Source organism: Streptomyces sp. NPDC048584, from assembly GCF_043199595.1.
Classification (GTDB): Bacteria; Actinomycetota; Actinomycetes; order Streptomycetales; family Streptomycetaceae; genus Streptomyces; species Streptomyces edwardsiae.
Window position 1 is genome coordinate 364,971 of the sequence record NZ_JBICWF010000005.1, and the last position, 21,805, is coordinate 386,775.

Annotated in this window: 20 protein-coding genes and 1 tRNA gene; 9 read left to right on the forward strand and 12 right to left on the reverse strand. The window is 71.9% G+C overall.

Going from position 1 to position 21,805, the window contains the following annotated elements:
• Nucleotide 1: 1 nt before the first annotated feature.
• Complete coding sequence (gene galK, locus ACGFR9_RS14355; protein ID WP_393207236.1) at nucleotides 2-1,162, forward strand: galactokinase; 1,161 nt, start codon at nucleotides 2-4, stop codon at nucleotides 1,160-1,162.
• Between the two features lie 3 nt (nucleotides 1,163-1,165).
• Here the strand turns inward: galK and ACGFR9_RS14360 are convergent, their stop codons facing one another.
• Complete coding sequence (locus tag ACGFR9_RS14360; RefSeq protein ID WP_393207544.1) at nucleotides 1,166-1,621, reverse strand: GNAT family N-acetyltransferase; 456 nt, start codon at nucleotides 1,619-1,621, stop codon at nucleotides 1,166-1,168.
• Between the two features lie 277 nt (nucleotides 1,622-1,898).
• Here ACGFR9_RS14360 and ACGFR9_RS14365 point away from each other — a divergent pair, with 277 nt between their 5' ends.
• Nucleotides 1,899-2,666 carry a response regulator transcription factor gene (locus ACGFR9_RS14365; protein ID WP_030216258.1) on the forward strand — a complete coding sequence of 256 codons (768 nt, stop codon included), beginning with the start codon at nucleotides 1,899-1,901 and terminating at the stop codon, nucleotides 2,664-2,666.
• Here ACGFR9_RS14365 and ACGFR9_RS14370 read toward each other — a convergent pair.
• Nucleotides 2,625-3,122 (reverse strand): MarR family winged helix-turn-helix transcriptional regulator, encoded by a 498-nt coding sequence (locus ACGFR9_RS14370; protein ID WP_037933941.1) that lies wholly within the window; start codon nucleotides 3,120-3,122, stop codon nucleotides 2,625-2,627. The two genes, ACGFR9_RS14365 and ACGFR9_RS14370, sit on opposite strands and share 42 nt — an antisense overlap.
• A gap of 117 nt (nucleotides 3,123-3,239) precedes the next feature.
• On the opposite strand from ACGFR9_RS14370, the gene ACGFR9_RS14375 reads away from it, so the two are divergent.
• Entirely contained in the window at nucleotides 3,240-4,043 is an 804-nt protein-coding gene (locus tag ACGFR9_RS14375; RefSeq protein ID WP_393207240.1) for a trans-aconitate 2-methyltransferase, read from the forward strand.
• Nucleotides 4,043-4,402, forward strand: a complete 360-nt coding sequence (locus ACGFR9_RS14380; protein WP_393207243.1) for a VOC family protein — start codon at nucleotides 4,043-4,045, stop codon at nucleotides 4,400-4,402. The genes ACGFR9_RS14375 and ACGFR9_RS14380 overlap by 1 nt, the downstream gene beginning before the upstream one ends.
• Here ACGFR9_RS14380 and ACGFR9_RS14385 read toward each other — a convergent pair.
• A complete protein-coding gene (locus tag ACGFR9_RS14385; protein WP_393207246.1) occupies nucleotides 4,399-5,076 on the reverse strand; it encodes a TetR/AcrR family transcriptional regulator in 678 nt (225 codons plus the stop codon). The two genes, ACGFR9_RS14380 and ACGFR9_RS14385, sit on opposite strands and share 4 nt — an antisense overlap.
• Nucleotides 5,073-6,095, reverse strand: a complete 1,023-nt coding sequence (locus ACGFR9_RS14390) for an acyl-CoA desaturase (RefSeq protein ID WP_393207249.1) — start codon at nucleotides 6,093-6,095, stop codon at nucleotides 5,073-5,075. The genes ACGFR9_RS14385 and ACGFR9_RS14390 overlap by 4 nt, the downstream gene beginning before the upstream one ends.
• A gap of 291 nt (nucleotides 6,096-6,386) precedes the next feature.
• On the opposite strand from ACGFR9_RS14390, the gene ppc reads away from it, so the two are divergent.
• Nucleotides 6,387-9,128 carry a phosphoenolpyruvate carboxylase gene (gene ppc / locus ACGFR9_RS14395; protein ID WP_393207252.1) on the forward strand — a complete coding sequence of 914 codons (2,742 nt, stop codon included), beginning with the start codon at nucleotides 6,387-6,389 and terminating at the stop codon, nucleotides 9,126-9,128.
• A gap of 85 nt (nucleotides 9,129-9,213) precedes the next feature.
• On the opposite strand, the gene ACGFR9_RS14400 is transcribed toward ppc, so the two are convergent.
• From ACGFR9_RS14400 to ACGFR9_RS14425, 6 genes are all read right to left on the reverse strand, one after another.
• On the reverse strand, nucleotides 9,214-9,699 hold the full coding sequence (locus ACGFR9_RS14400; RefSeq protein WP_393207255.1) for a hypothetical protein: 486 nt from the start codon (nucleotides 9,697-9,699) through the stop codon (nucleotides 9,214-9,216).
• 78 nt (nucleotides 9,700-9,777) lie between these two features.
• Nucleotides 9,778-10,392, reverse strand: a complete 615-nt coding sequence (gene pth, locus ACGFR9_RS14405; RefSeq protein WP_030216269.1) for an aminoacyl-tRNA hydrolase — start codon at nucleotides 10,390-10,392, stop codon at nucleotides 9,778-9,780.
• Nucleotides 10,393-10,492: 100 nt separating this feature from the next.
• A complete protein-coding gene (locus ACGFR9_RS14410) occupies nucleotides 10,493-11,077 on the reverse strand; it encodes a 50S ribosomal protein L25/general stress protein Ctc (RefSeq protein WP_393207259.1) in 585 nt (194 codons plus the stop codon).
• 222 nt (nucleotides 11,078-11,299) lie between these two features.
• A complete protein-coding gene (locus ACGFR9_RS14415) occupies nucleotides 11,300-12,280 on the reverse strand; it encodes a ribose-phosphate diphosphokinase (RefSeq protein WP_030216271.1) in 981 nt (326 codons plus the stop codon).
• An 88-nt stretch (nucleotides 12,281-12,368) separates the two neighbouring features.
• Nucleotides 12,369-13,814, reverse strand: coding sequence for a bifunctional UDP-N-acetylglucosamine diphosphorylase/glucosamine-1-phosphate N-acetyltransferase GlmU (gene glmU / locus ACGFR9_RS14420; RefSeq protein WP_393207262.1), 1,446 nt, complete (start codon nucleotides 13,812-13,814; stop codon nucleotides 12,369-12,371).
• A 131-nt stretch (nucleotides 13,815-13,945) separates the two neighbouring features.
• A tRNA-Gln gene (locus ACGFR9_RS14425) sits at nucleotides 13,946-14,018 on the reverse strand.
• A gap of 190 nt (nucleotides 14,019-14,208) precedes the next feature.
• Here ACGFR9_RS14425 and ACGFR9_RS14430 point away from each other — a divergent pair.
• A complete protein-coding gene (locus ACGFR9_RS14430; RefSeq protein ID WP_393207265.1) occupies nucleotides 14,209-15,513 on the forward strand; it encodes a sensor histidine kinase in 1,305 nt (434 codons plus the stop codon).
• Nucleotides 15,514-15,529: 16 nt separating this feature from the next.
• Here the strand turns inward: ACGFR9_RS14430 and ACGFR9_RS14435 are convergent, their stop codons facing one another.
• Nucleotides 15,530-16,024: an SUKH-3 domain-containing protein gene (locus ACGFR9_RS14435; protein WP_393207268.1), complete on the reverse strand. Its 495-nt coding sequence runs from the start codon at nucleotides 16,022-16,024 to the stop codon at nucleotides 15,530-15,532.
• Nucleotides 16,025-16,065: 41 nt separating this feature from the next.
• Nucleotides 16,066-16,590 carry a YwqJ-related putative deaminase gene (locus ACGFR9_RS14440; protein ID WP_393207271.1) on the reverse strand — a complete coding sequence of 175 codons (525 nt, stop codon included), beginning with the start codon at nucleotides 16,588-16,590 and terminating at the stop codon, nucleotides 16,066-16,068.
• A 343-nt stretch (nucleotides 16,591-16,933) separates the two neighbouring features.
• Here ACGFR9_RS14440 and ACGFR9_RS14445 point away from each other — a divergent pair, with 343 nt between their 5' ends.
• The 3 genes from ACGFR9_RS14445 to ACGFR9_RS14455 all read left to right on the forward strand — a co-directional run bounded on the left by ACGFR9_RS14445 (nucleotide 16,934) and on the right by ACGFR9_RS14455 (nucleotide 21,494).
• A complete protein-coding gene (locus tag ACGFR9_RS14445) occupies nucleotides 16,934-17,917 on the forward strand; it encodes an SMI1/KNR4 family protein (protein WP_393207274.1) in 984 nt (327 codons plus the stop codon).
• Nucleotides 17,918-17,926: 9 nt separating this feature from the next.
• Nucleotides 17,927-20,404: an SUKH-4 family immunity protein gene (locus ACGFR9_RS14450; protein WP_393207277.1), complete on the forward strand. Its 2,478-nt coding sequence runs from the start codon at nucleotides 17,927-17,929 to the stop codon at nucleotides 20,402-20,404.
• 205 nt (nucleotides 20,405-20,609) lie between these two features.
• Complete coding sequence (locus ACGFR9_RS14455; RefSeq protein ID WP_393207280.1) at nucleotides 20,610-21,494, forward strand: cellulose-binding protein; 885 nt, start codon at nucleotides 20,610-20,612, stop codon at nucleotides 21,492-21,494.
• The last annotated feature ends 311 nt before the right edge of the window (nucleotides 21,495-21,805 follow it).

The window sequence follows — 21,805 nt, forward strand, 5'->3', positions numbered from 1 at the left end:
CATGAGCGAGTCCAGCGAGGCCGTCGCCGAGCGGTTCGAGGAGTTGTACGGGGCCGCGCCGGACGGGGTGTGGGCGGCACCGGGCCGGGTCAACCTCATCGGCGAGCACACCGACTACAACGACGGCTTCGTCATGCCGTTCGCGCTGCCGCACACGGCGGTCGCGGCGGTCACCCGGCGCGACGACGGCGTCCTGCGGCTGCACTCCGCCGACGCCAAGGGCCCGGTCGTGGAGCTGGCCGTGGACGCCCTGGCCCCCGAGTCCGACAGGCGGTGGACCGCCTACCCGGCCGGTGTGGTGTGGGCGCTGCGCGAGGCCGGGCACGCCGTGACCGGCGCGGACATCCATCTCGCCTCCTCCGTGCCGACGGGCGCGGGCCTGTCCTCGTCGGCCGCCCTGGAGATCGTGGTCGCGCTCGCCCTGAACGACCTGTTCGGCCTCGGACTGCGCGGCTGGCAGCTGGCCCGGCTGTGCCAGCGCGCGGAGAACGTCTACGTCGGCGCCCCCGTCGGCATCATGGACCAGACGGCGTCCGCCTGCTGCGAGGCCGGCCACGCCCTGTTCCTCGACACCCGCGACCTCTCCCAGCGCCAGATCCCCTTCGACCTGGCCGCCGAGGGCATGCGTCTGCTCGTCGTCGACACCCAGGTCAAGCACAGCCACAGCGAGGGCGAGTACGGCAAGCGCCGCGCGGGCTGCGAGAAGGGCGCGTCCCTGCTGGGCGTGGACGCGCTGCGGGACGTGCCGTACGACGGACTCGACGCGGCGCTGGAGCGGCTGGGCGACGAGGAGGAGATCCGCCGTCTGGTCCGGCACGTGGTCACGGAGGACCGGCGCGTCGAACGGGTCGTCTCCCTGCTGGAGTCCGGTGACACCCGTGCCATCGGGCCGGTGCTGGTGGAGGGGCATGCCTCGCTGCGCGACGACTTCCAGGTCTCCTGCCCCGAACTCGACCTCGTGGTGGAGACCGCCGTCTCCGCCGGCGCCCTCGGTGCCCGGATGACCGGCGGCGGCTTCGGCGGCTCGGCCATCGTCCTGACGGAGGAGGCGGACGTCACCGCCGTCACCAAGGCCGTCGAAGAGGCCTTCGCGGCGGCCGGGTTCGCCGCCCCCCGCGTCTTCGGGGCGGTGCCCTCCGCGGGCGCGCGCCGGGTGCGCTGAGACTCACCCCAGTCGCTTGACCAGGGTGTACTCCGTGATCCCCGGCGGGTAGTCGGGGATCACGCACACCACCTCGTAGCCCCGGCGGCGGTAGAAGTCCGGGGCCTGGAAGTCCCATGTCTCCACGCGGGAGGCCGCGCAGGCGCGTTCGGCGGCGGCCAGGTGCTCCGCCTTTGCGAGGAGCCGGGAGCCGAGGCCCGCGCCCCGGTGGCGGTCGTCGACCCACAGATGGGTGACGTGCAGCCAGGTCGTCCAGGTGTGGCCGACCAGGCCACCGGCCAGTTCGCCGTTCGCATCCGACACCCACACGTGCAAAGGCGATTCGCGCGCCGGCGGGGTTCCGCGCAGGGCGCGCAGGACCGGCGAGGCCGCCGTGTTCGTGTCCCTCAGCCGCCTGCGGAGCAGATCACGTCGGGCGTTGTCGACTTCTGTCTCAAGACGAAACATGCGGCACACCATAAACGCGGAAGGCCGCAAGTTCTGCAAATAACCTTCCGCCGCCCGCCCCCGCCCGTAACCTGTTGGACAGCGCCGGTGGGGGCCGGCGCCGTTCAGGGGGCGAGTCAGTCGGGTACGACGTCCGAGGTGGGGTGGCGGTGGTCGCGCGGCGGCGACGGCCCGTCCCACATCCGGTCACAGAGGTGACCGGGGGCCTCGGCGTCGTACCCGCGCCGGTGTCGTCTTGTGACGATGGGGTAATCCCCTGCTCTGTGAGGAGCTTGGGGAAGGGGGTTTCGTGGTTCGCATTCGAGTCCTGGTCGTCGACGACCATCGCATCTTCGCCGAGTCGCTGGCCGCGGCCCTGGCGGCGGAGCCCGACGTCGACGTGTCCGCGGCGGGCAGCGGCCCGGCCGCGCTGCGCTGTCTGGAGCGGGCGGCCGTCGAGGGACGCCGGTTCGACGTGCTGCTCGTCGACGCCGATCTGGGCGGCAAGGTGCCGGGCGGCCGTCCGGCCGTGCCCGTGCAGGCCGGTGACGAGGACGGGCTCGTCGACGGGATATCGCTGGTCACCGGCGTGCGTTCGGTACAGCCGCAGGTACGGATCGTGGTGCTCGCCGAGAAGGACGACCCCGGCCGGGCCGCGCTCGCCCTGGGGGCCGGTGCCTCCGGGTGGGTGGCCAAGGACTGCTCGCTGAGCCGGCTGCTCACCGTCATCCGGGGAGTGCTCCGGGACGAGACGCATCTGCCGCCCGCGCTGCTGACGGGTGTGCTGCGGGAGCTGACCGCCGCCCGGCGGCACCGCACCGAGAGCGAGCGGCTCGTGGAGTCGCTGACCCCGCGCGAGCGGGAGGTGCTGCGGTGCATGGTCGCGGGACTGGGGCGCAAGGCGGTCGCCGAGCGCCTGTATCTGTCCCCGCACACCGTGCGGACCCATATGCAGAACGTTCTCGGGAAGCTGGGCGTGCACTCCACGCTCGCCGCGGTGGCCCTCGCCCGGCGGGCGGGTGTCGGCCCCGTCGACCTAACCGGGGACGTTGTCGAAAGGGGCGGTCAACTGGCGTAGCAGTCCGGCCAGTTCGCCACGCTGGGCGCGGGTGAGTTCCGCGAGGATCGCCCGCTCCTGCGCCAGCAGCCCGGCCAGTGCCTGGTCGGCGCGGTCGCGGCCCTCGTCCGTGAGCCGGACCAGCACACCGCGCCGGTCGCTGGGGTCGGGCAGCCGCTCCACCAGGCCCTTCTTGGTGAGGCGGTCGATGCGGTTGGTCATCGTGCCCGAGGTGACCAGCGTCTGCGTGAGCAACTGCCCCGGCGAGAGCTGGTACGGGGTGCCCGCGCGGCGCAGCGCGGTCAGGACGTCGAACTCCCAGGACTCCAGGCCGTGCTCCGTGAAGGCGAGCCGGCGTGCGCGGTCCAGGTGCCGGGCCAGTCTGCTCACCCGGCTGAGCACCTCGAGCGGTTCCACGTCGAGGTCCGGGCGCTCCCGGCGCCATGCTGCGACCAGCCGATCGACCTCGTCCTCCATGACGATCAGTGTAGTGGTTGTGTCGATGTGAAGTCTCTTGATGTCGAGTCTCTTGACGTCGAGATGAATGGGGGTGAGGGTGGGTACCCGTCCACCGTCCGCCATCGGGGAGGCCTCATGTCCACCGCGACCCCCGCGTGGGATCCCGCCCAGTACCTGCGCCACGCCGGGCACCGCGCCCGGCCCTTCACCGACCTGCTCGCCCGTGTCCCGGACCTCCCGGGGGACCCGCCCCGGATCGCCGACCTCGGCTGCGGCGCCGGCAACGTCACGGCCCTGCTCGCCGAGCGCTGGCCCGCCGCCCGCGTCACCGGCTACGACAACTCGCCCGAGATGCTCGACCGGGCCCGCGCCGACCACGGGGGCGGCGGGCTCGACTTCGCCCACGCCGACGTCCGTACCTGGGCGCCGGACGGGGCGTACGGCCTGATCGTCAGCAACGCCACGCTGCAATGGGTGCCGGGGCACGTGGAGCGGTTCCGTGACTGGGTGGACGGGCTCGCGCCCGGCGGTACGCTCGCCTTCCAGGTGCCCGGGAACTTCGGCGCCCCCAGCCATGTACTGATGCGTGAACTCGCCGGCTCCCCGCGCTGGCGGTCCCGGCTGGCCGGGGTCCTGCGCCACGACGACGCCGTACTCCGGCCGGAGGATTATCTGGAGCACCTGGCCGCCCTCGGCTGCACGGCCGACGCGTGGGAGACGACGTACATCCATCTGCTGACCGGTGAGGACCCGGTCCTGGACTGGGTCAGGGGCACGGGCCTGCGTCCCGTCCTCACCGCTCTCGCCGACGACCAGGAGGCCCGGGAAGCGTTCACCGCCGAATACCGCACGGCCCTGCGAGCCGCCTACCCGCCGGGCCCCCACGGCACCCCGTTCCCCTTCCGCCGCGTCTTCGCGGTCGCCGTGAAGGAGCGGTGATGCTCACCGCCGTCGACCATGTGCAGCTCGCCGCCCCGCCCGGCTCCGAGGAGCGGCTGCGCGCGTACTACGTGGACGTCCTCGGCATGGCCGAGACGCCGAAGCCGCCGGCCCTGGCGGAGCGCGGCGGCTGCTGGTTCGAGGCCGGAGACGTACGGCTCCACCTGGGTGTCGAGGCGGACTTCCGCCCCGCGGGAAAGGCCCACCCGGGCCTGCTGGTCACCGGCATCGAGGCCTACGCGGCCCGCCTGACCGCTCTGGGCGCCCCGGTCGCCTGGGACGACGACCTCCCCGGCCACAAACGCTTCTGCTCAAGGGACCCGGCGGGCAACCGGCTGGAGTTCCTGGAGGCCCGCTAGGACTTGCGGTGGCCTATCAGCCGGGGCTTCGGTTCCAGGCCGTCCAGGCCGTGCCAGGCCAGGTTGACCAGGTGGGCGGCCACCTCCGCCTTCTTCGGGCGGCGCACGTCCAGCCACCACTGGCCCGTCAGGGCCACCATGCCGACCAGGGCCTGCGCGTACAGCGGGGCCAGCTTCGGGTCGAAGCCACGGGACTTGAACTCGCGGCCCAGGATGTCCTCCACCTGGGTGGCGATGTCGGAGATCAGCGACGCGAAGCTACCCGTCGTCTGGGGGATCGGGGAGTCCCGGACCAGGATGCGGAAACCGTCCGTGTACTCCTCGATGTAGTCGAGCAGCGCGAACGCCGCCTGCTCGCACAGCTCACGCGGGTGACCGGCCGTCAGCGAGCTCGTCACCATGTCCAGGAGGCGCCGCATCTCACGGTCCACCACCACCGCGTACAGGCCCTCCTTGCCGCCGAAGTGCTCATACACCACCGGCTTGGAGACCCCCGCCTTCGCCGCGATCTCCTCCACCGACGTGGCCTCGAAACCCTTCGCCGCGAACAGCGTGCGGCCGATCTCCAGCAACTGCTGCCGGCGCTCCGCACCGGTCATCCGGGTACGGCGGGTGCGCCGCGGTTTCTCGTTGCTCGGGGTGCTGCTGGAGTCGGTCGCCACGGCAACCATCATGCCGCCTCGACACGTTCCTTCCCGCGCCGGGCGCCGCCTTCCGAGGTGTTACGGCGCGAATCGATACGCGAGCGTGACGGCCACCGCACGTCGTACGCCCAGCCCAGCTGCTCGAACCAGCGGATCAGCCGGGCCGAGGAGTCCAGCTGCCAGCGCTCCACACCGTGCCGCGCGGACGTCGGGTCGGCGTGGTGCAGGTTGTGCCAGGACTCACCGCACGACAGGACCGCCAGCCACCACACATTGCCCGAACGGTCCCGCGACCTGAACGGACGCTTGCCGACCGCGTGACAGATCGAGTTGATCGACCACGTCACATGGTGCAGCAACGCCACCCGGACGAGGGACCCCCAGAAGAACCCGGTGAACGCGCCCCACCAGGACAGGGTCACCAGACCGCCGATCAGCGCGGGCAGCGCCAGCGACAGCGCCGTCCACAGGACGAACTGCCGGGAGATAGCCCGCAGCGCCCCGTCCTTGATCAGATCCGGCGCGTACTTCTCCTGCGAGGTCTGCTCCTCGTCGAACATCCAGCCGATGTGCGCCCACCACAGGCCCTTCATCAGCGCCGGGACCGTCTCCCCGTAGCGCCACGGCGAATGCGGGTCGCCGTCCGCGTCGGAGAACTTGTGGTGCTTGCGGTGGTCCGCCACCCACCGCACCAGCGGCCCCTCGACCGCCATCGACCCGGCGACGGCCAGCGCGATCTTCAGCGGCCGCTTCGCCTTGAACGAGCCGTGCGTGAAGTGGCGGTGGAAGCCGATCGTGATGCCGTGGCAGCCGAGGTAGTAGAAGAACACCAGCAGCCCCAGGTCCAGCCAGCTCACCCCCCACCCCCAGACCAGTGGCACCGCCGCCACCAGCGCCAGGAACGGGACGATGATGAAGAGCAGCAGCGTGATCTGCTCGATGGAGCGCTTGCGCTCGCCGCCCAGCGTGGCGGAGGGCGCGGTGTCGTCGCTGTCGTCGGACCGGGGCTGCTTCGGGGCTTCGTCGAGCACATCGGAGCGTGAGGTCATGCGTGTCCCCTGTGGGGTATGTGGAATGAGGGTGGGTGCCGGGCCGCGGGAAACGCACTGTATACCTACGCTTCCGTAACCTACGGCAACGTAAGTATGACAGTGCGTCGCCCGGCGGCAAGAGCCCGTGAGCCTGCGCGTCCGGGTCGACACCTATCCTTGAAGTCGGTCGGACAGCGCGGTCCGCTCTGATTTCTTCCCGGACGTCCGGCCCGTATGCGGCGCACGCCGCGCGGACAGCCGTCCGGGTTCCCTCCCAGACGAGCTTCAACACCGCAAGGAGCCGCACCTGTGAGCAGTGCCGACGACCAGGCCGTATCCACGGCGACCACGAGCAGCGAGTTGCGTGCCGACATCCGCCGACTGGGTGACCTCCTGGGCGAGACCCTGGTACGGCAGGAGGGCCCGGAACTGCTCGACCTCGTCGAGAAGGTCCGCCGACTCACCCGAGAGGACGGCGAGGCCGCCGCCGAGCTGCTGCGGGGCACCGAACTGGAGACCGCGGCCAAGCTGGTCCGCGCCTTCTCCACCTACTTCCACCTCGCCAACGTCACCGAGCAGGTGCACCGCGGCCGTGAACTGCGCGCCCGCCGTGCCGCCGAGGGCGGACTGCTCTCCCGCACCGCCGACCGCCTCAAGGACGCCGACCCCGAGCATCTGCGCGAGACCGTCCGGAACCTCAACATCCGGCCCGTGTTCACCGCGCACCCCACCGAGGCGGCCCGCCGCTCCGTCCTCAACAAGCTCCGCCGGATCGCCGCCCTCCTCGACACCCCGGTCATCGCCTCCGACCGGCGCCGCCTCGACACCCGGCTCGCCGAGAACATCGACCTCGTCTGGCAGACCGACGAACTGCGCGTGGTCCGCCCCGAGCCCGCCGACGAGGCCCGCAACGCCATCTACTACCTCGACGAACTCCACGCCGGCGCCGTCGGCGACGTACTGGAGGACCTCACCGCCGAACTGGAGCGCGTCGGCGTCCACCTCCCCGACGACACCCGCCCCCTCACCTTCGGCACCTGGATCGGCGGCGACCGCGACGGCAACCCCAACGTCACCCCCCAGGTGACCTGGGACGTCCTCATCCTCCAGCACGAGCACGGCATCAACGACGCCCTGGAGATGATCGACGAACTGCGCGGCTTCCTCTCCAACTCCATCCGCTACGCGGGCGCCACCGACGAACTGCTCACCTCCCTGCGGGCCGACATCGAGGCCCTCCCCGAGATCAGCCCCCGCTACAAGCGCCTCAACGCCGAGGAGCCCTACCGGCTCAAGGCCACCTGCATCCGGCAGAAGCTGGAGAACACCAAGCTCCGCCTCGCCAAGGGCACCGCCCACGAGAGCGGCCGCGACTACCTCGGCACCGCGCAGCTCCTCGACGACCTGCGGATCGTCCAGGCCTCCCTGCGCGAACACCGCGGCGGCCTCTTCGCCGACGGCCGCCTCGCCCGTACGATCCGCACGCTCGCCGCCTTCGGCCTCCAGCTCGCCACCATGGACGTACGGGAACACGCCGACGCCCACCACCACGCCCTCGGCCAGCTGTTCGACCGGCTCGGCGAGGAGTCCTGGCGCTACACGGACATGCCGCGTGAGTACCGGGCCAAGCTGCTCGCCAAGGAGCTCAGGTCACGCCGTCCGCTCGCTCCCACCCCGGCGCCCGTGGACGCCGCCGGGGAGAAGACCCTCGGTGTGTTCCAGACCGTCAAGCGGGCCCTGGAGGTCTTCGGACCCGAGGTGATCGAGTCGTACATCATCTCCATGTGCCAGGGCGCCGACGACGTCTTCGCCGCCACCGTCCTCGCCCGTGAGGCCGGACTCGTCGATCTGCACGCCGGCTGGGCGAAGATCGGCATCGTGCCCCTCCTGGAGACCACGGACGAGCTCAAGGCCGCCGACACCATCCTCGAGGCCATGCTCGCCGACCCCTCCTACCGGCGCCTCGTCGCCCTGCGCGGTGACGTCCAGGAGGTCATGCTCGGCTACTCCGACTCCTCCAAGTTCGGCGGCATCACCACCAGCCAGTGGGAGATCCACCGCGCCCAGCGCCGGCTGCGCGACGTCGCCCACCGCTACGGCGTGAGGCTGCGGCTCTTCCACGGCCGCGGCGGCACCGTCGGCCGCGGCGGCGGCCCCACCCACGACGCCATCCTCGCCCAGCCCTGGGGCACCCTGGAAGGCGAGATCAAGGTCACCGAGCAGGGCGAGGTCATCTCCGACAAGTACCTCATCCCGGCGCTGGCCCGCGAGAACCTCGAACTGTCCGTCGCCGCCACCCTCCAGGCGTCCGCCCTGCACACGGCGCCCCGCCAGTCCGTCGAGGCCCTCGCCCGCTGGGACGCCGCCATGGACGTCGTCTCCGACGCCGCCCACACGGCCTACCGGAAGCTGGTCGAGGACCCGGACCTGCCGACGTACTTCCTGGCCTCCACCCCCGTCGACCAGCTCGCCGACCTGCACCTGGGCTCGCGGCCCTCCCGCCGCCCCGGCTCCGGCGTCTCGCTCGACGGACTGCGCGCCATCCCGTGGGTGTTCGGCTGGACCCAGTCCCGGCAGATCGTCCCCGGCTGGTACGGCGTCGGCTCCGGCCTCAAGGCGCTGCGCGAGGCCGGTCTCGACACCGTGCTCGACGAGATGCACCAGCAGTGGCACTTCTTCCGCAACTTCGTCTCCAACGTCGAGATGACCCTCGCCAAGACGGATCTGCGCATCGCCCAGCACTACGTCGACACCCTCGTCCCCGACAACCTCAAGCACGTCTTCGACGCCATCAAGGCCGAGCACGAGCTCACCGTCGCCGAGGTGCTGCGCGTCACCGGCGAGAGCGAACTCCTCGACGCCGACCCGGTGCTGAAGCAGACCTTCACCATCCGCGACGCCTACCTGGACCCGATCTCCTACCTCCAGGTGGCCCTCCTCAAGCGCCAGCGCGACGCCGCCGAGGCCGAGGAGCAGCCCGACCCGCTGCTCGCCCGTGCCCTGCTGCTCACCGTCAACGGAGTCGCGGCCGGTCTGCGCAACACCGGCTGACCCGCCGCCGACGACGAAGGGTGCCCCCGGCCTCGTACGGCCGGGGGCACCCTTCGTCATCTCGCACGGCCACTCGTACGGTCCCTCATACGGCCACGAAAGCCGCCGTCAGCAGCGCCGCACCCGCCACCGCCATCACCCACGCCATCCGGGTCCGCAGCAGCCCCCCGGCCACCACGACCGACGCCAGCAACAGCGCGCCGCCCAGCGGGACCCACGCGTACAGAATCCCGGCGGGACCCGAACGGACGGCGTCCGTACCGCCCGGTTTCAGCACCACCGTGTAGCTGCCGCCCTTCTCCACGGCCACCGAGTTCTCCAGCTCGACCTCCGGACGCGGCTGCGACCCCGGAGACAGCGGTGTGTACGGCCCCGTGCACGTCGTCGCGCCGCACGACGTCACCGCCACCGTGCCGCGCTCACGCCCCTTCGTCAGCATCGCGTGCTGCGCCGTACCCCACGACGCCCACACACCCGCGATCAGGATCAGCACGGCGACCGTGCCCATCGACGCGAACCTGCCGAACCGCAGGGCGGAGGAGCCACGGGAGGAGCGGGCAGCGCGAGACATGGCCGAGATCCTTGGCCATGACCTCGCGGTCGGTCAACTCCGGTGGGGCGGCACCGGACAAGCCCGCCCATCACCCCGTCACGAGTTGTACGTCCCCTGCGCCCGCTCCAGCCCCTCGATCACCAGACACTCCACCGCGTCCGCCGCCCGGTCCACGAGGTAGTCCAGCTCCTTGCGCTCCGCCGACGAGAAGTCCTTCAGCACGAAGTCCGCCACCTGCATCCGCCCCGGCGGCCGCCCGATTCCGAACCGCGCCCGGTGGTACTCCCGCCCGAACGCCTGCGTCAGCGACTTCAGCCCGTTGTGACCGTTGTCCCCGCCGCCCAGCTTCAGCCGCAGCGTCCCGTAGTCGATGTCCAGCTCGTCATGGACCGCCACCACGTTCGCCGCCGGCACCTTGTAGAACTCCCGCAGCGCGTTCACCGGACCACCCGACAGATTCATGTACGACATCGGCTTCGCCAGGATCACCCGCCGATTGGCCGGCCCCGGCGGACCGATCCGGCCCTCCACGACCTGCGCCTGCGCCCGGCCCGCCCGCTTGAACCGGCCCCCGATCCGCTCCGCCAGCAGATCCGCCACCATGAACCCCACATTGTGGCGGTTCATCGCGTACTCCGGCCCCGGATTCCCCAGCCCCACGATCAGCCAGGGACCCGCCGCACCGGCCGCCGCATCCGTCGTCACGTCCATGTCTCCTTTTCCCACGCGCCTACGTACGCGCCTTCATACACGTCGGCCGCTGCCCCCTACGGGAACAGCGGCCGACACGAAAGACGCCTCGGAACGAGGATCAGGCCTCGGCGGCCTCGTCCTCACCCTCGGGAGCCTCCTCCGCCTGCGCGGACAGCACCTGGAGGACCACCGTCTCCCCGTCGACGGCCAGCGTCGCACCGGAGGGAAGCGGGATGTCCTTGGCGAGGATGGTGGCACCGGCCGCCAGACCCTGGATGGACACCGTCACACCGTCGGGGATGTCCGTCGCCTGGGCCTCGATCGGCAGCGTCGGCAGGACGTGCTCCAGCAGGTTGCCGCCCGGGGCCAGCTCACCCTCGGTCTGCACGTAGATCTCGACCTGGACCTTCTCGCCACGCTTGACCTTCAGCAGGTCCACGTGCTCCAGGAAGCCCTTCAGCGGGTCACGCTGCACGGCCTTCGGAATCGCCAGCTGGCGCTCCTTGCCGTCGATGACCAGCTCGATCAGCACGTTCGGCGTACGCAGCGCCAGCAGCAGCTCGTGGCCCGGAAGGGTCACGTGCAGCGGCTCGAGACCGTGCTCGTACACCACACCGGGAACGTTGCTGTCACGACGGATACGGCGCGCGGCACCCTTGCCGAACTCGGTGCGCGTCGCGGCGGCGATCTTTACCTCGGACATGTCACTCCTCGAAGTCAGAAACGGACGTGGTCACCCGGCCACGAACGGCCTGCTACGAAGAGCGCGTCGATAACGGACCGCCGCATCCGCCTTCGTGAAAGCGGAACGGCCTCCCTCGCCGAGCAACTGCGTCAGTTTACCCGGACCAGGAGGCCGTACCCAAAACGATCACCGTCGGACCCGGTGCAGAACCCTTACTGCACGAAGCCCGCCGCCCGTCGCCTACTGCTCGTCGAACAGGCTCGTGACCGAGCCGTCCCGGAACACCTCACGCGCGGCACGCGCGATCGTCGGCGCGATCGACAGCACCTTGATCTTGTCCAGGGACTCGCTCAGCTCACTCGGCGTCGGCAGCGTGTTCGTGAACACGAACTCACTCACCCGCGAGTTCTTCAGCCGGTCCGCCGCCGGACCCGACAGCACACCGTGCGTCGCCGTCACGATGACGTCCTCCGCACCGTGCGCGAACAGCGCGTCCGCCGCGGCGCAGATCGTGCCACCCGTGTCGATCATGTCGTCGACCAGGACGCAGATACGGCCCTTCACATCACCGACGACCTCGTGCACCGTGACCTGGTTCGCCACGTCCTTGTCGCGCCGCTTGTGCACGATCGCCAGCGGCGCGCCCAGCCGGTCGCACCAGCGGTCCGCCACCCGCACACGGCCCGCGTCCGGGGACACCACCGTCAGCTTCGAACGGTCCACCTTCGCGCCCACGTAGTCCGCGAGCAGCGGCAGCGCGAAGAGGTGGTCGACGGGCCCGTCGAAGAAGCCCTGGATCTGGTCCGTGTGCAGATCCACCGCCAGCAGCCGGTCGGCGCCGGCCGTCTTCATCAGATCCGCGATCAGACGCGCCGAGATCGGTTCACGCCCCCGGTGCTTCTTGTCCTGCCGCGCGTAACCGTAGAACGGCACGATGACCGTGATGGACCGGGCCGACGCGCGCTTCAGCGCGTCGATCATGATCAGCTGCTCCATGATCCACTTGTTGATCGGAGCGGTGTGGCTCTGGATCAGGAAACAGTCGGCCCCACGAGCCGACTCCTGATACCGCACATAGATCTCACCGTTGGCGAAATCGAAGGCCTTCGTCGGGACGACCCCCACATCCAGCTGTTGGGCGACCTCCTCGGCAAGCTCTGGGTGGGCGCGGCCGGAGAAGAACATCATCTTCTTCTCGCCGGTCGTCTTGATCCCGGTCACAGCACAATCTCCTCGGAGGTGTCGCAACTGATGGCGGTGCGGAAGTGCACTTATCACGGTACGCCCTGTTCGAGAGGGCGGAATCCGGTCAGCCTTCGCCGGCCGGCTCCCGGGACGCCGCCTCCGCCGCCTTCGCGGCAGCACTCCCCGGACGCTTGCGCGCCACCCAACCCTCGATATTCCGCTGCTGGCCACGGGCCACGGCCAGCGATCCCGCCGGCACGTCCTTCGTGATCACCGATCCGGCGGCCGTGTAGGCGCCGTCCCCGATGGTGACAGGCGCCACAAACATGTTGTCCGAACCCGTCTTGCAGTGCGACCCGACCGTCGTGTGATGTTTGTCCTGCCCGTCGTAATTGACGAACACGCTCGCCGCACCGATGTTCGAGAACTCGCCGATCGTCGCGTCCCCCACATACGACAGATGCGGCACCTTCGTCCCCTCACCGATCGACGCGTTCTTCGTCTCGACGTACGTCCCGATCTTCGCCTTGCGCGCCAGCCGCGACCCCGGACGCAGATACGCGTACGGCCCCACACTCGCCTCGGGACCCACCTCCGAACCCACCGCGACCGTGTTGTCCACCCGCGCCCCCGCACCCACCCGGGTGTCCGTCAGCCGCGAGTTGGGGCCGACCTCGCACCCCTCACCGAGATGCGTCGCCCCGTGCAGCTGCGTCCCCGGATGAACGACGGCGTCCTGCTCGAACGTCACGGTGACATCGACCCACGTGGTCGCCGGATCGATCACGGTGACCCCGGACAGCATGGCGGCCGTCAGCAGCCGGTCGTTCAGGATCCGCCGCGCCTCGGAGAGCTGCACCCGGTTGTTGATCCCCGCGATCTCACGGTGATCCCCCGCCACCGACGCCCCCACCCGGTGCCCCGCCTCACGCAGGATCCCGAGCACGTCCGTCAGATACTCCTCGCCCTGACTGTTGTCCGTCCGCACCTTCTTGAGCGCGTCCGCCAGCAACTCCCCGTCGAACGCGAACACACCCGAGTTGATCTCCCGGATCGCCCGCTGCGTCTCGGACGCGTCCTTGTGCTCCACGATCGCCGTGACCGCACCGCTGTCGTCCCGCACGATCCGCCCGTACCCGGTCGCGTCCGGCACCTCGGCCGTCAGCACCGTCACCGCGTTGCCGTCGGCGGAGTGCGTGGCCGACAGCTGCCGCAGCGTCCCGCCGGTCAGCAGCGGGGTGTCACCGCACACGACGACGACGGTCCCGTCGACGCGGCCGCCCAGCTCCTCCAGGCCCATCCGTACGGCATGACCCGTGCCGTTCTGCTCCGCCTGCACGGCGGTGCGCACCTCGGGGGCGACCCCCGCGAGATGCTCGGTCACCTTCTCGCGGGCGTGACCCACGACGACGACCAGATTCTCCGGCTGGAGCTCACCGGCGGCGGCGAGTACATGACCCACCAGGGAACGGCCACAGATGTCGTGCAGGACCTTCGGTGTGGCCGACTTCATACGGGTGCCCTCACCCGCTGCGAGAACGACGACGGCTGCCGGGCGGCTGGTGCTCACGGGATGCCCTTCGGCTGTGATGGGGGAGGGGGTGACATCCGCAGGATACCGGGGCGGCCGTGGGCCGACATGAGAGCGGGTCCCGACCGGGGTGACCGGTCGGGACCCGACAGAGGCCGTGCAAGTCCGGGCTCCCCCGCAAGGATTCGAACCTTGTCCTGCTGGTACCAAAAACCAGTGTGCTGCCGGTTACACCACGGGGGATGAAGCTCGGCGGAACCGGACATCCGGTCGGGTCGCCGTGTGGGCACCCCACACTATGCCGTACCGAGAGCCTTCGACGCGACGGTGGAAGTCGGCGCCCCGGCGGGCGGAATGGGCGGTTCCGCACGCGAAGAGTGCGGTCGTGCGAAGTTGCCGGATAAGGGGTGGCGTGCGCCCGTAGGCTGGACGCATGACCGCGACGGGGGAAGAGCTGGTGGCGGCCCGGGGAGGGTCGTGGTGGTGGGAGCGGCGGCGCAGCGCCGTGTTCGATGTGGGGCTGGCGGTGGTGTCCGCGCTGGAGTGCGGGTTCGAGGGGGTCGCGTTCGCGCGGGAGGCGGGGGTCCCGCAGGCCGTCGGGGTCGTGTTCGGGGTGCTGGCCGGGTCCGTGCTGCTGGTGCGGCGGCAGTGGCCGATCGCGGTGGTGCTGGTCGCGATCGCGGTCACGCCGGCGGCGATGGGTTTCCTGATGGGGGTCGTCGGGCTGTACTCGCTGGCGGCGTCCGAGGTGCCGCGGCGGATCATCGCGTCGCTGGCCGGCATGCAGTCGGTGGGTGTGCTGATCGTGATGTTCGTGCGGATGCGGCAGAACCTGGCGCGCGGGGAACTGGACGTCGGGGACTGGATCGTGCCGTTCGCGTCGATCACGATGGCGATCGGGGTGACGGCGCCGCCGTTGCTGCTGGGCCTGTACGTGGGGGCGCGGCGGCGGTTGATGGAGAGTCTGCGGGAGCGCGCGGACAGTCTGGAGCGGGAGCTTCAGCTGCTCGCGGAGCGGGCCGAGGAGCGTGCGGAGTGGGCGCGGGGCGAGGAGCGGACGCGGATCGCGCGTGAGATGCACGACGTGGTGGCGCACCGGGTGAGTCTGATGGTGGTGCACGCGGCGGCGTTGCAGGCGGTGGCGCGGAAGGACCCCGAGAAGGCCGTGAAGAACGCCGCTCTGGTGGGGGACATGGGGCGGCAGGCGTTGACGGAGCTGCGGGAGATGCTCGGGGTGCTGCGCTCCGGTGGGGACGGGGCGGTGCGGCGGGAGCGGGCGTCGGTGCCGTTGGCGGCGGTGGGGGCCGCCGCGGCGGCCGCGGCGTCGCGGGCCGTGGAGGAGGCGGAGGGACCGTCGCTGGCGGAGATCGAGGAGCTGGTGGGGCAGTCGGCGGCCGCGGGGATGGTCGTCGATCTGTCGGTGGAGGGGGAGTCGCGGTCGTATGCGCGGGTGGTGGAGTCGACGGCGTTCCGGGTGGTGCAGGAGGCGCTGACGAACGTGCACAAGCACGCGGCGGGCGCGAAGACGTATGTGCGGCTGGCGCATCGGGTGTCGGAGATCGCGATGCAGGTGGAGAACGAGCCGGCGCCGGAGGCGGGGTCGTCGGCGGGGCTGCCGTCCGGGGGGAACGGGCTGGTGGGGATGAAGGAGCGGGTGTCGGCGCTGGGCGGGGTGTTCGTGTCGGGGCCGACGGACGCCGGGGGCTTTCGGGTGTCGGCGGTCATTCCGGCGTCGTAGCCCGCCTTCCGTGCGGTCAGCCGGCGGTGAGGCGTGCGGGCCGGATGCCGGAGACGAGGGTGGCGAGGGCGTGGTCGATGTCGGGGCCGAGGTACCAGTCGCCGGTGTGGTCGAGGGCGTAGGCGCGGCCCTGGGCGTCGATGGCGAGGAGTGCCCGGGTGTCGGTTTCGGCGCCGAGGGGGCAGACGTCGGTGTCGAGGGCGCGGCCGAGGTCGGCGAGGGTGCGGGCCATGTGGAGGCCGTGGAGGGGGTCGAGGTCGAAGGTGGCGGGGGCGATCTGCCGTCCGGGGCCCTTCGGGTGGATGCGGAGTCCGCCGAACTCGGCCCAGGCCTCGACGGCGGCGGGGAAGACCGAGTGGCGGTGGCCCGCGGGTGAGGTGTGGTCGCGCAGGGTGTCGGCCCAGATCTCCGCCTGCTTGATGTCCCAGCGTCCGGGTTGCCAGCCGGCGGTGCGCAGGGCGGCGTCCACGGGGACGGCGAAGCGGGTGGAGGAGGTGCGGTCGGTGTGCATCTGCCCTTCGTTCGTCGAGGTCGTGGGGGCGGGGCCGGGGGTCAGCCGTCGGTGGCGGGTTCGACCGTACGGACGCCGAAGTGGGCGGTGAGGGCGGTGCAGGCGCGGCAGGGGGCGGCGTAGGCGCCGTGGAGGGGGTCGCCGTCCTCGCGGATGCGGCGGGTGGTGAGTTTGGCCTGCTTGAGGGCTTTGCGTGCTTCGCCGTTGGTCATGGGTTTGCGCGCGGCGCGTTTGCTGCGGGCCTCGTCGGCGGTGGTGAGGTGCCGGGAGATGAGGATCGTCTCGGCGCAGCGGCCGGTGAAGCGGTCGCGCTGGTCGCTGGTCAGCGTGTCGAGGAAGTCCTGGACGAGCGGGTGGAGCGCTGGGGGTGTGTCGCCGCGGGCGGCGGTGCAGGTGAGGGTGGCGCCGCGCACGGAGAGGGCGGCGGCGATGGTGGGGAGGATGCCGTCGCGGCGATGGTGGAGGGCGGGGGCGTGGCCCTCGGCGTCGGTGGCGCTCCAGCCGACGCGGGGGTCGCCTGAGGGGCCGTTGTGCGGCCCTGTCTGCGTCACGTTCATGATCGTCATCCCCTCCCGAGCATCCCCCCGGAGGTCACAGAGTGCCAAATCGCGTGGCTGATGTGGTAGCTGGGGCGGGGCGACACGCCCGGGTTTGGGCGGGCTGTCACGGGAGGGTGACGGCTGGTCACGGAAGCGGAGGGCCGGATGACCGGTGCCGGTGACCGGTGGAGTCGTACCGCATAGGCTGTCGGCACCGCGATCCGTGCGGTGATCCGCGTGCCTGTGTGCGCGGGCGCCACAGGGGCCGGGGCGTCAAGAAGTCGAGACAGACGTGACAGTCGAACACGTTCCGTAACCGTCCGAAGGCGGGCGGTGGGGGACGTACAGAGTGCCGCAGGGGGCAACCGCCATGACGACAGGTCGGCTCGGGCAAGCCGCGCCGCCGAACGCGGCCTACGCCGGGCAGGTCGTGCACTTCCCGGATCCGGTGCGGGCGGCCCGTCACCCGAGAGGGGTACGGGTGGACGAGCGTGGTTACCCCGATTTCTCTCCCTACGCGCGTGCGGCGGCCGAGGTCGCCGAGCCGCCGGAGGGTTTCGGTGTCGACGAGCTGCGGCTGACGGACTATGTGTCGGCGAACGCGGCACTGTCGGCCAGTGGCCACGAACTGTGGGACACGGTGCCCGCGGTGGCGACGCCGCACGGCTGGACGTGGCATCACGTGGTGGGGTCGCGGCGGCTGGAGCTGGTGCCGGTCGAGGTGAAGGCGCTGCTGCGGCATCACGGCGGTGTGGCGACCTCGGTGGTGGACCACGACAAGCGGGGCACGCGGCCGCTGCAGGAGACGCGGCCGGCGCATTTCGGTCTGCCGAAGTCGGGTGCGGCGGTGACGGAGTCGCAGGTGCTGGGGGTCGAGGAGGATCTCGGCTACCGGCTGCCCGGCGCGTACCGCTCGTTCCTGAAGGCCGCGGGCGGCTGCGCCCCGGTGGGGACGGCGCTGGACGCGGAGCTGGGTCTGCTGGTGGATCAGCCGTTCTTCACGGTGCGGGACGAGGCGGCGGTCAATGACCTCGTGTACGTCAACAAGTGCCTGCGGGACCATCTGACCAAGGACTATCTGTGCGTGTCGTTCGTGCAGGGCGGTCTGCTGGCGGTGAAGGTGCGCGGCGAGCGGCAGGGTTCGGTGTGGTTCTGCGGGTACGACGACGCGCGGGACGCGGATCCGTCGTGGCCGCCGGCCGAGCGGGTGGAGCGGCTGCTGCTGTCGTGCGGCGACGACTTCGATGTGTTCCTGTCCCGGCTGGCGGGGTCTCCGCCGGAGCTGGAGACGGTGGCGAATCTGATGGTGGACGGTGGGTTCGCGCGTGCCGTTCCGGTTTCTTCCGGGGAGTGAGCTTCGGCGATGGTGACGTTCGCACAGGCGCAGGAGCGCGCTGAGGAGTGGGTCAACGGGGATGTTCCGTCGTACCAGCACCGTGAGGTGCGGGTACGGGAGTTCGGCCTCGGGTTCGTGGTGTGGGCGGAGGACCGTGCGGACGGTCCGCGTTCGGACGGGGGCGCCCAGCGGCTGGTGATCGCCCGCGACAGTGGTGAGGCGACGCTGTGGCCGGGGCTGCCGGTGGGTGAGGTGATCCGCCGGTACGAGGAGGAGTACGGCCGTGCCGACACGGCGCCCGAGCCGGCGGCGGCGCCCGCGGCGCGGGTGGATCTGAATCAGACGTCGTTCCTGTTGAGCCCGCCGGAGTGGCTGCAGGAGGCCGCGGACCGGCTGGGGATCCCGGATCGGCGGGGTGAGACGTCGGGGGCGGGTGTGCCGTCCGCGGCCTCCGGTCCGGGCGCGGACGGTGCGGCTTCGGCCCCGTCCGCGGCTACGGCGGGTTCCGGCGCGCCGGGGGCCGGGAGCGGTGCCGCGTGGCCCGCCGCCGGGGGTTCCCCGGCCGGTGCGCCGGTGGGGGCGACCCCGTGGGCGGGTACGGACACCAACGCCGACGCGGGTGAGGACCGTTCCGTTCCGCTGCCGCAGACGGTGTTCGCGCAGCAGCTGAGCGAGGCGGGGGACGATACTCCGCCGCCGCCCCCGCCTGCCGTTCCGGAGGCGAAGACGGCGCTGATCGCGGGCGGCAGCCAACTGCCGCCGACGGCACTCTCGCCGGCGATCGGCGCTCCGGGGGCGCCGCAGGGTGCGCCGGGTACGCCGCCGGCCGGTCCGGGTGCGCCGGAGCGGCCGCTCGCGGCCGACGCGGGGGACATCGCGGACGCCGCGACCAGCAAGGCGACGCCGCCGCCGAGGCGCGGCACGGGTGCGTCGACTCCGCCTCCGCCCGGTGCTCCCGGTGCTCCGGGGGCGCGTCCGGGCGGTACGCCGCCGCCGTCCGCTCCGGCGGGCGGGTATGCGCCGACGCAGATGGTGTCGTCGCTGGGTCCGGAGGGGCCGGGGGCTCCGACGCCTCCGCCGGGGGCTCCGACGCCGCCGCCCGGCGGGGTTCATCACGCGGCGACGATGTTCGCCGATCCGTCGGGTACGGGACCGGGTGCGCCCGGTGCGCCGCAGCCTCCCGGGCCGCCCGGGGTTCCCGGTGGTGCCCCGCAGCCCCCTGGGCCTCCTGGTGCGCCCGGCGCCCCGCTTCCTCCCGGTCCGCCCGGGGTTCCCGGTGCGCCGCAGCCCCCCGCTCCGCCCGCCGCGCCCGGTACGGCCGGCGGCCGTGGCCCCGTGCATCACGCGGAGACCGTGCTGGCCGCGCCCCCGGTGGGCGGTCCCGCCACGCCTCCGCCGCCGGCGCCGCCCGGCATGCCCGCCGGCGTTCCGCCGATGCCGCCCGGCGGGATGCCTCCGGGCACGCCCCCGCCCGGTATGCCGCTGCCGGGGCAGCCGCCGGCGTACGGTTATCCGCAGCCGCCCGCCGGTCAGCCGACCGTCGGTCCCGGCTACCAGGCCGTGCTGCGCTACCGCGCGCAGGACGGCAGCGAGCAGCAGCTGATCCGGCGTTCCGCGCCGGGCACGCCGCACCCGGAGTGGCAGATCTTCCACGAGCTGCGTGCCATGAACGTGCCGCCCGGCCAGGTGCTGGAGCTGCACACCGAACTGGAGTCGTGCGAGCTGCCGGGTGCCTACTGCGCGCGGATGATCCGCGAGCAGTGGCCGCAGGCACGGATCACGAGCATCGCCCCGTACGGCACGGATCATGCGAGCCGGCAGCAGGGGATGCGGCAACTCCTCGCCCATCAGGGTGAGTTGCACCAGGTCGCGGACGGTCCCGCGCGTCCGGCGCCGGTGCGTGCGCCGATTCCGCCGGTGCCGCCCGTACCGCCGGTGCCGCCGGAGGCGATCGCGCAGGAGCTGGCGGCGGCGTTCGGGCCGGGTGTGTTCCGGTTCGAGCAGGCGGCGGTGTCCCGGCAGGGTGTGCCTCCGGTGGTGGCGCACACGCTGGTGGCGGCCGGTCTGCCGATGGACATGGGCCCCTTCTTCTGGGCGCAGGCCCAGCCGGGCCGTCCGGTGCCGACGCTGGCGGAGCTGGCGGCCGAGCGCGGTGTGCAGCCGGCCCCGGACGCCGGGTCGTACCTGGTGATGGGCAGCGACTTCGGCAAGGCGATCTGTGTGCAGTACGGCACGGCGAACATCGTCGCGGTGCCGGTGGAGGCCGGGCCGGGCGGTGCGCCGGTGCCGCCGCAGTTCGTGAACACGGGGCTGCCGGAGTTCGCGCGCTGCCTCGCGCTGCTGGGCCGGATGTGGCGGCTGCGGTTCGGGCTGAACCAGGAGCAGGCGGGCCGCTGGACCGTCGACTTCCAGGCGCAGCTGGCGGCGCTGGACCCGGCGGCGCTGGGTTCGCCGGAGAGCTGGTGGTCGGTGCTGCTGGAGCAGATGTGGGACGGGCTGCTGTGACCCGCCGGCGCTGAGCGCCACCACCGCGGGAGGAGCCGGGCCCGGTCGTCATCACGACCGGGCCCGGCCTTTTGCGTGCCACCCGTGCGGAGTGTCGCGTTATGAACACGTCCGTGTGATCCACCAGGATGTGCGCGATTCATCCCATTTCGTGCTCGGTCGTTCGTGCTGGGCTTCGGGTCCGTCGGTGGAGAGGGGTTCCAGGGTGAGCAGCGCATCGGTGTCGTCGCAGGGCTTCGAGGTCGTACGGGGGCGTGGCTACCGTCCCTTGCAGGTGATCGCGTACGTCGAGGGCCTCTCGGGGCGTCGTGACGCCGCCTGGGAGCGGGCCGCGCGGCTCACCGTGCTCGCGCGGGAGATGGAGGAGGAACTGGAGCTGCTGCGGGTACGGGTGGCGGGGCTGGCGCCGCAGACGTACGAGTCGCTGGGGGAGAGCGCGCGGCGGCTGTTCGAGCTGGCCGGGGAGGAGGCCACGGCCGTACGGGATTCGGCGCGGCAGCACGCGCGGGACCTCGCGGACCTGGCGGGGGACGACGCGACCGGCATGCGGGAGGCCGCCCAGGCGCACGCGGCCGGGGTGCGCGCCGAGGCGGACGAGCACGCGCGGGAGCTGCTGGCGTCGGCCCGCGCGCGGGCCGACGAGATCCGCGTCGAGGCCCGACTCGAGGTCAAGGAGCTGCGCGGCCGGACGCTGGCGGCACTGCGGGAGATGCGGGAACGCACCTCGGGGCTGCTCGCCGAGGCGGCCGGGGCACAGGCGGAACGGCTGGACGAGGTGGCGAGGGAGGAGGCCGCGCGGGTGGCCGAGCTGGGCGCCCGGCAGGCGGCGGCGGAGGAGCGTGCCGAGCGGGTACTGGCCGAGGCGCGGCAGACGTTCGCCGACGCGGAGGAGGCGGCGCGGAGCCGTGCGGAGGAGGCGCGGGAGCGGGCGGCGGAACTCGTGGCGGAGGCGCACGCCCGCGCGGAGGGGGTCGCGCGGGAGACCGAACGGGTGGTGCGCGACCACGCCGACATGCGGGAGGACGTGCAGACCCACATGGACCACGTGTGCGCGAGCCTCAGCGCGCTGACGGGGCGCGTCGTGGAGTGAGGTGAGCCGGGGTTCCGGGTGCGGCGCGGGCTGTCGGGAACGGCCCGCGCCGCGGTGCTGTCCGAACCCCGTTGTGCGGCCGCGTACTTGCCCCTCACGCCGCGGGAGGGGCGAAGCCGGGTGGGCCGAGAGGCGGAGGAACCCTGAGACGGACTCGGCCCATCGGAGGAGAGCCCCTAGGGGTACCTCCGTACTACGGCTCGGGGAGGGTTCGTACCGACGGAGGACGAGACGGGGCGGGGTGCGTCCTTAACCTGGCTTTACGCCGCTGGGGGGCGGTAAAGCCCAGGGGCGGGGGTGGGGTTTTCCTC

Bases quoted from the DNA above. Each gene is read 5' to 3' on its own strand.
- ACGFR9_RS14380 (WP_393207243.1), top strand. From the start codon at position 4,043: ATGCTCACCGCCGTCGACCATGTGCAGCTCGCCGCCCCGCCCGGCTCC.
- ACGFR9_RS14390 (WP_393207249.1), bottom strand. From the start codon at position 6,095: ATGACCTCACGCTCCGATGTGCTCGACGAAGCCCCGAAGCAGCCCCGG.
- ACGFR9_RS14440 (WP_393207271.1), bottom strand. From the start codon at position 16,590: ATGACGATCATGAACGTGACGCAGACAGGGCCGCACAACGGCCCCTCA.
- ACGFR9_RS14370 (WP_037933941.1), bottom strand. From the start codon at position 3,122: ATGGAGGACGAGGTCGATCGGCTGGTCGCAGCATGGCGCCGGGAGCGC.
- ACGFR9_RS14400 (WP_393207255.1), bottom strand. From the start codon at position 9,699: ATGTCTCGCGCTGCCCGCTCCTCCCGTGGCTCCTCCGCCCTGCGGTTC.
- ACGFR9_RS14375 (WP_393207240.1), top strand. From the start codon at position 3,240: ATGTCCACCGCGACCCCCGCGTGGGATCCCGCCCAGTACCTGCGCCAC.
- ACGFR9_RS14445 (WP_393207274.1), top strand. From the start codon at position 16,934: ATGACGACAGGTCGGCTCGGGCAAGCCGCGCCGCCGAACGCGGCCTAC.
- ACGFR9_RS14360 (WP_393207544.1), bottom strand. From the start codon at position 1,621: ATGGTGTGCCGCATGTTTCGTCTTGAGACAGAAGTCGACAACGCCCGA.
- ACGFR9_RS14435 (WP_393207268.1), bottom strand. From the start codon at position 16,024: ATGCACACCGACCGCACCTCCTCCACCCGCTTCGCCGTCCCCGTGGAC.
- ACGFR9_RS14450 (WP_393207277.1), top strand. From the start codon at position 17,927: ATGGTGACGTTCGCACAGGCGCAGGAGCGCGCTGAGGAGTGGGTCAAC.
- ACGFR9_RS14430 (WP_393207265.1), top strand. From the start codon at position 14,209: ATGACCGCGACGGGGGAAGAGCTGGTGGCGGCCCGGGGAGGGTCGTGG.
- pth (WP_030216269.1), bottom strand. From the start codon at position 10,392: ATGGACGTGACGACGGATGCGGCGGCCGGTGCGGCGGGTCCCTGGCTG.
- galK (WP_393207236.1), top strand. From the start codon at position 2: ATGAGCGAGTCCAGCGAGGCCGTCGCCGAGCGGTTCGAGGAGTTGTAC.
- ACGFR9_RS14410 (WP_393207259.1), bottom strand. From the start codon at position 11,077: ATGTCCGAGGTAAAGATCGCCGCCGCGACGCGCACCGAGTTCGGCAAG.
- ACGFR9_RS14385 (WP_393207246.1), bottom strand. From the start codon at position 5,076: ATGATGGTTGCCGTGGCGACCGACTCCAGCAGCACCCCGAGCAACGAG.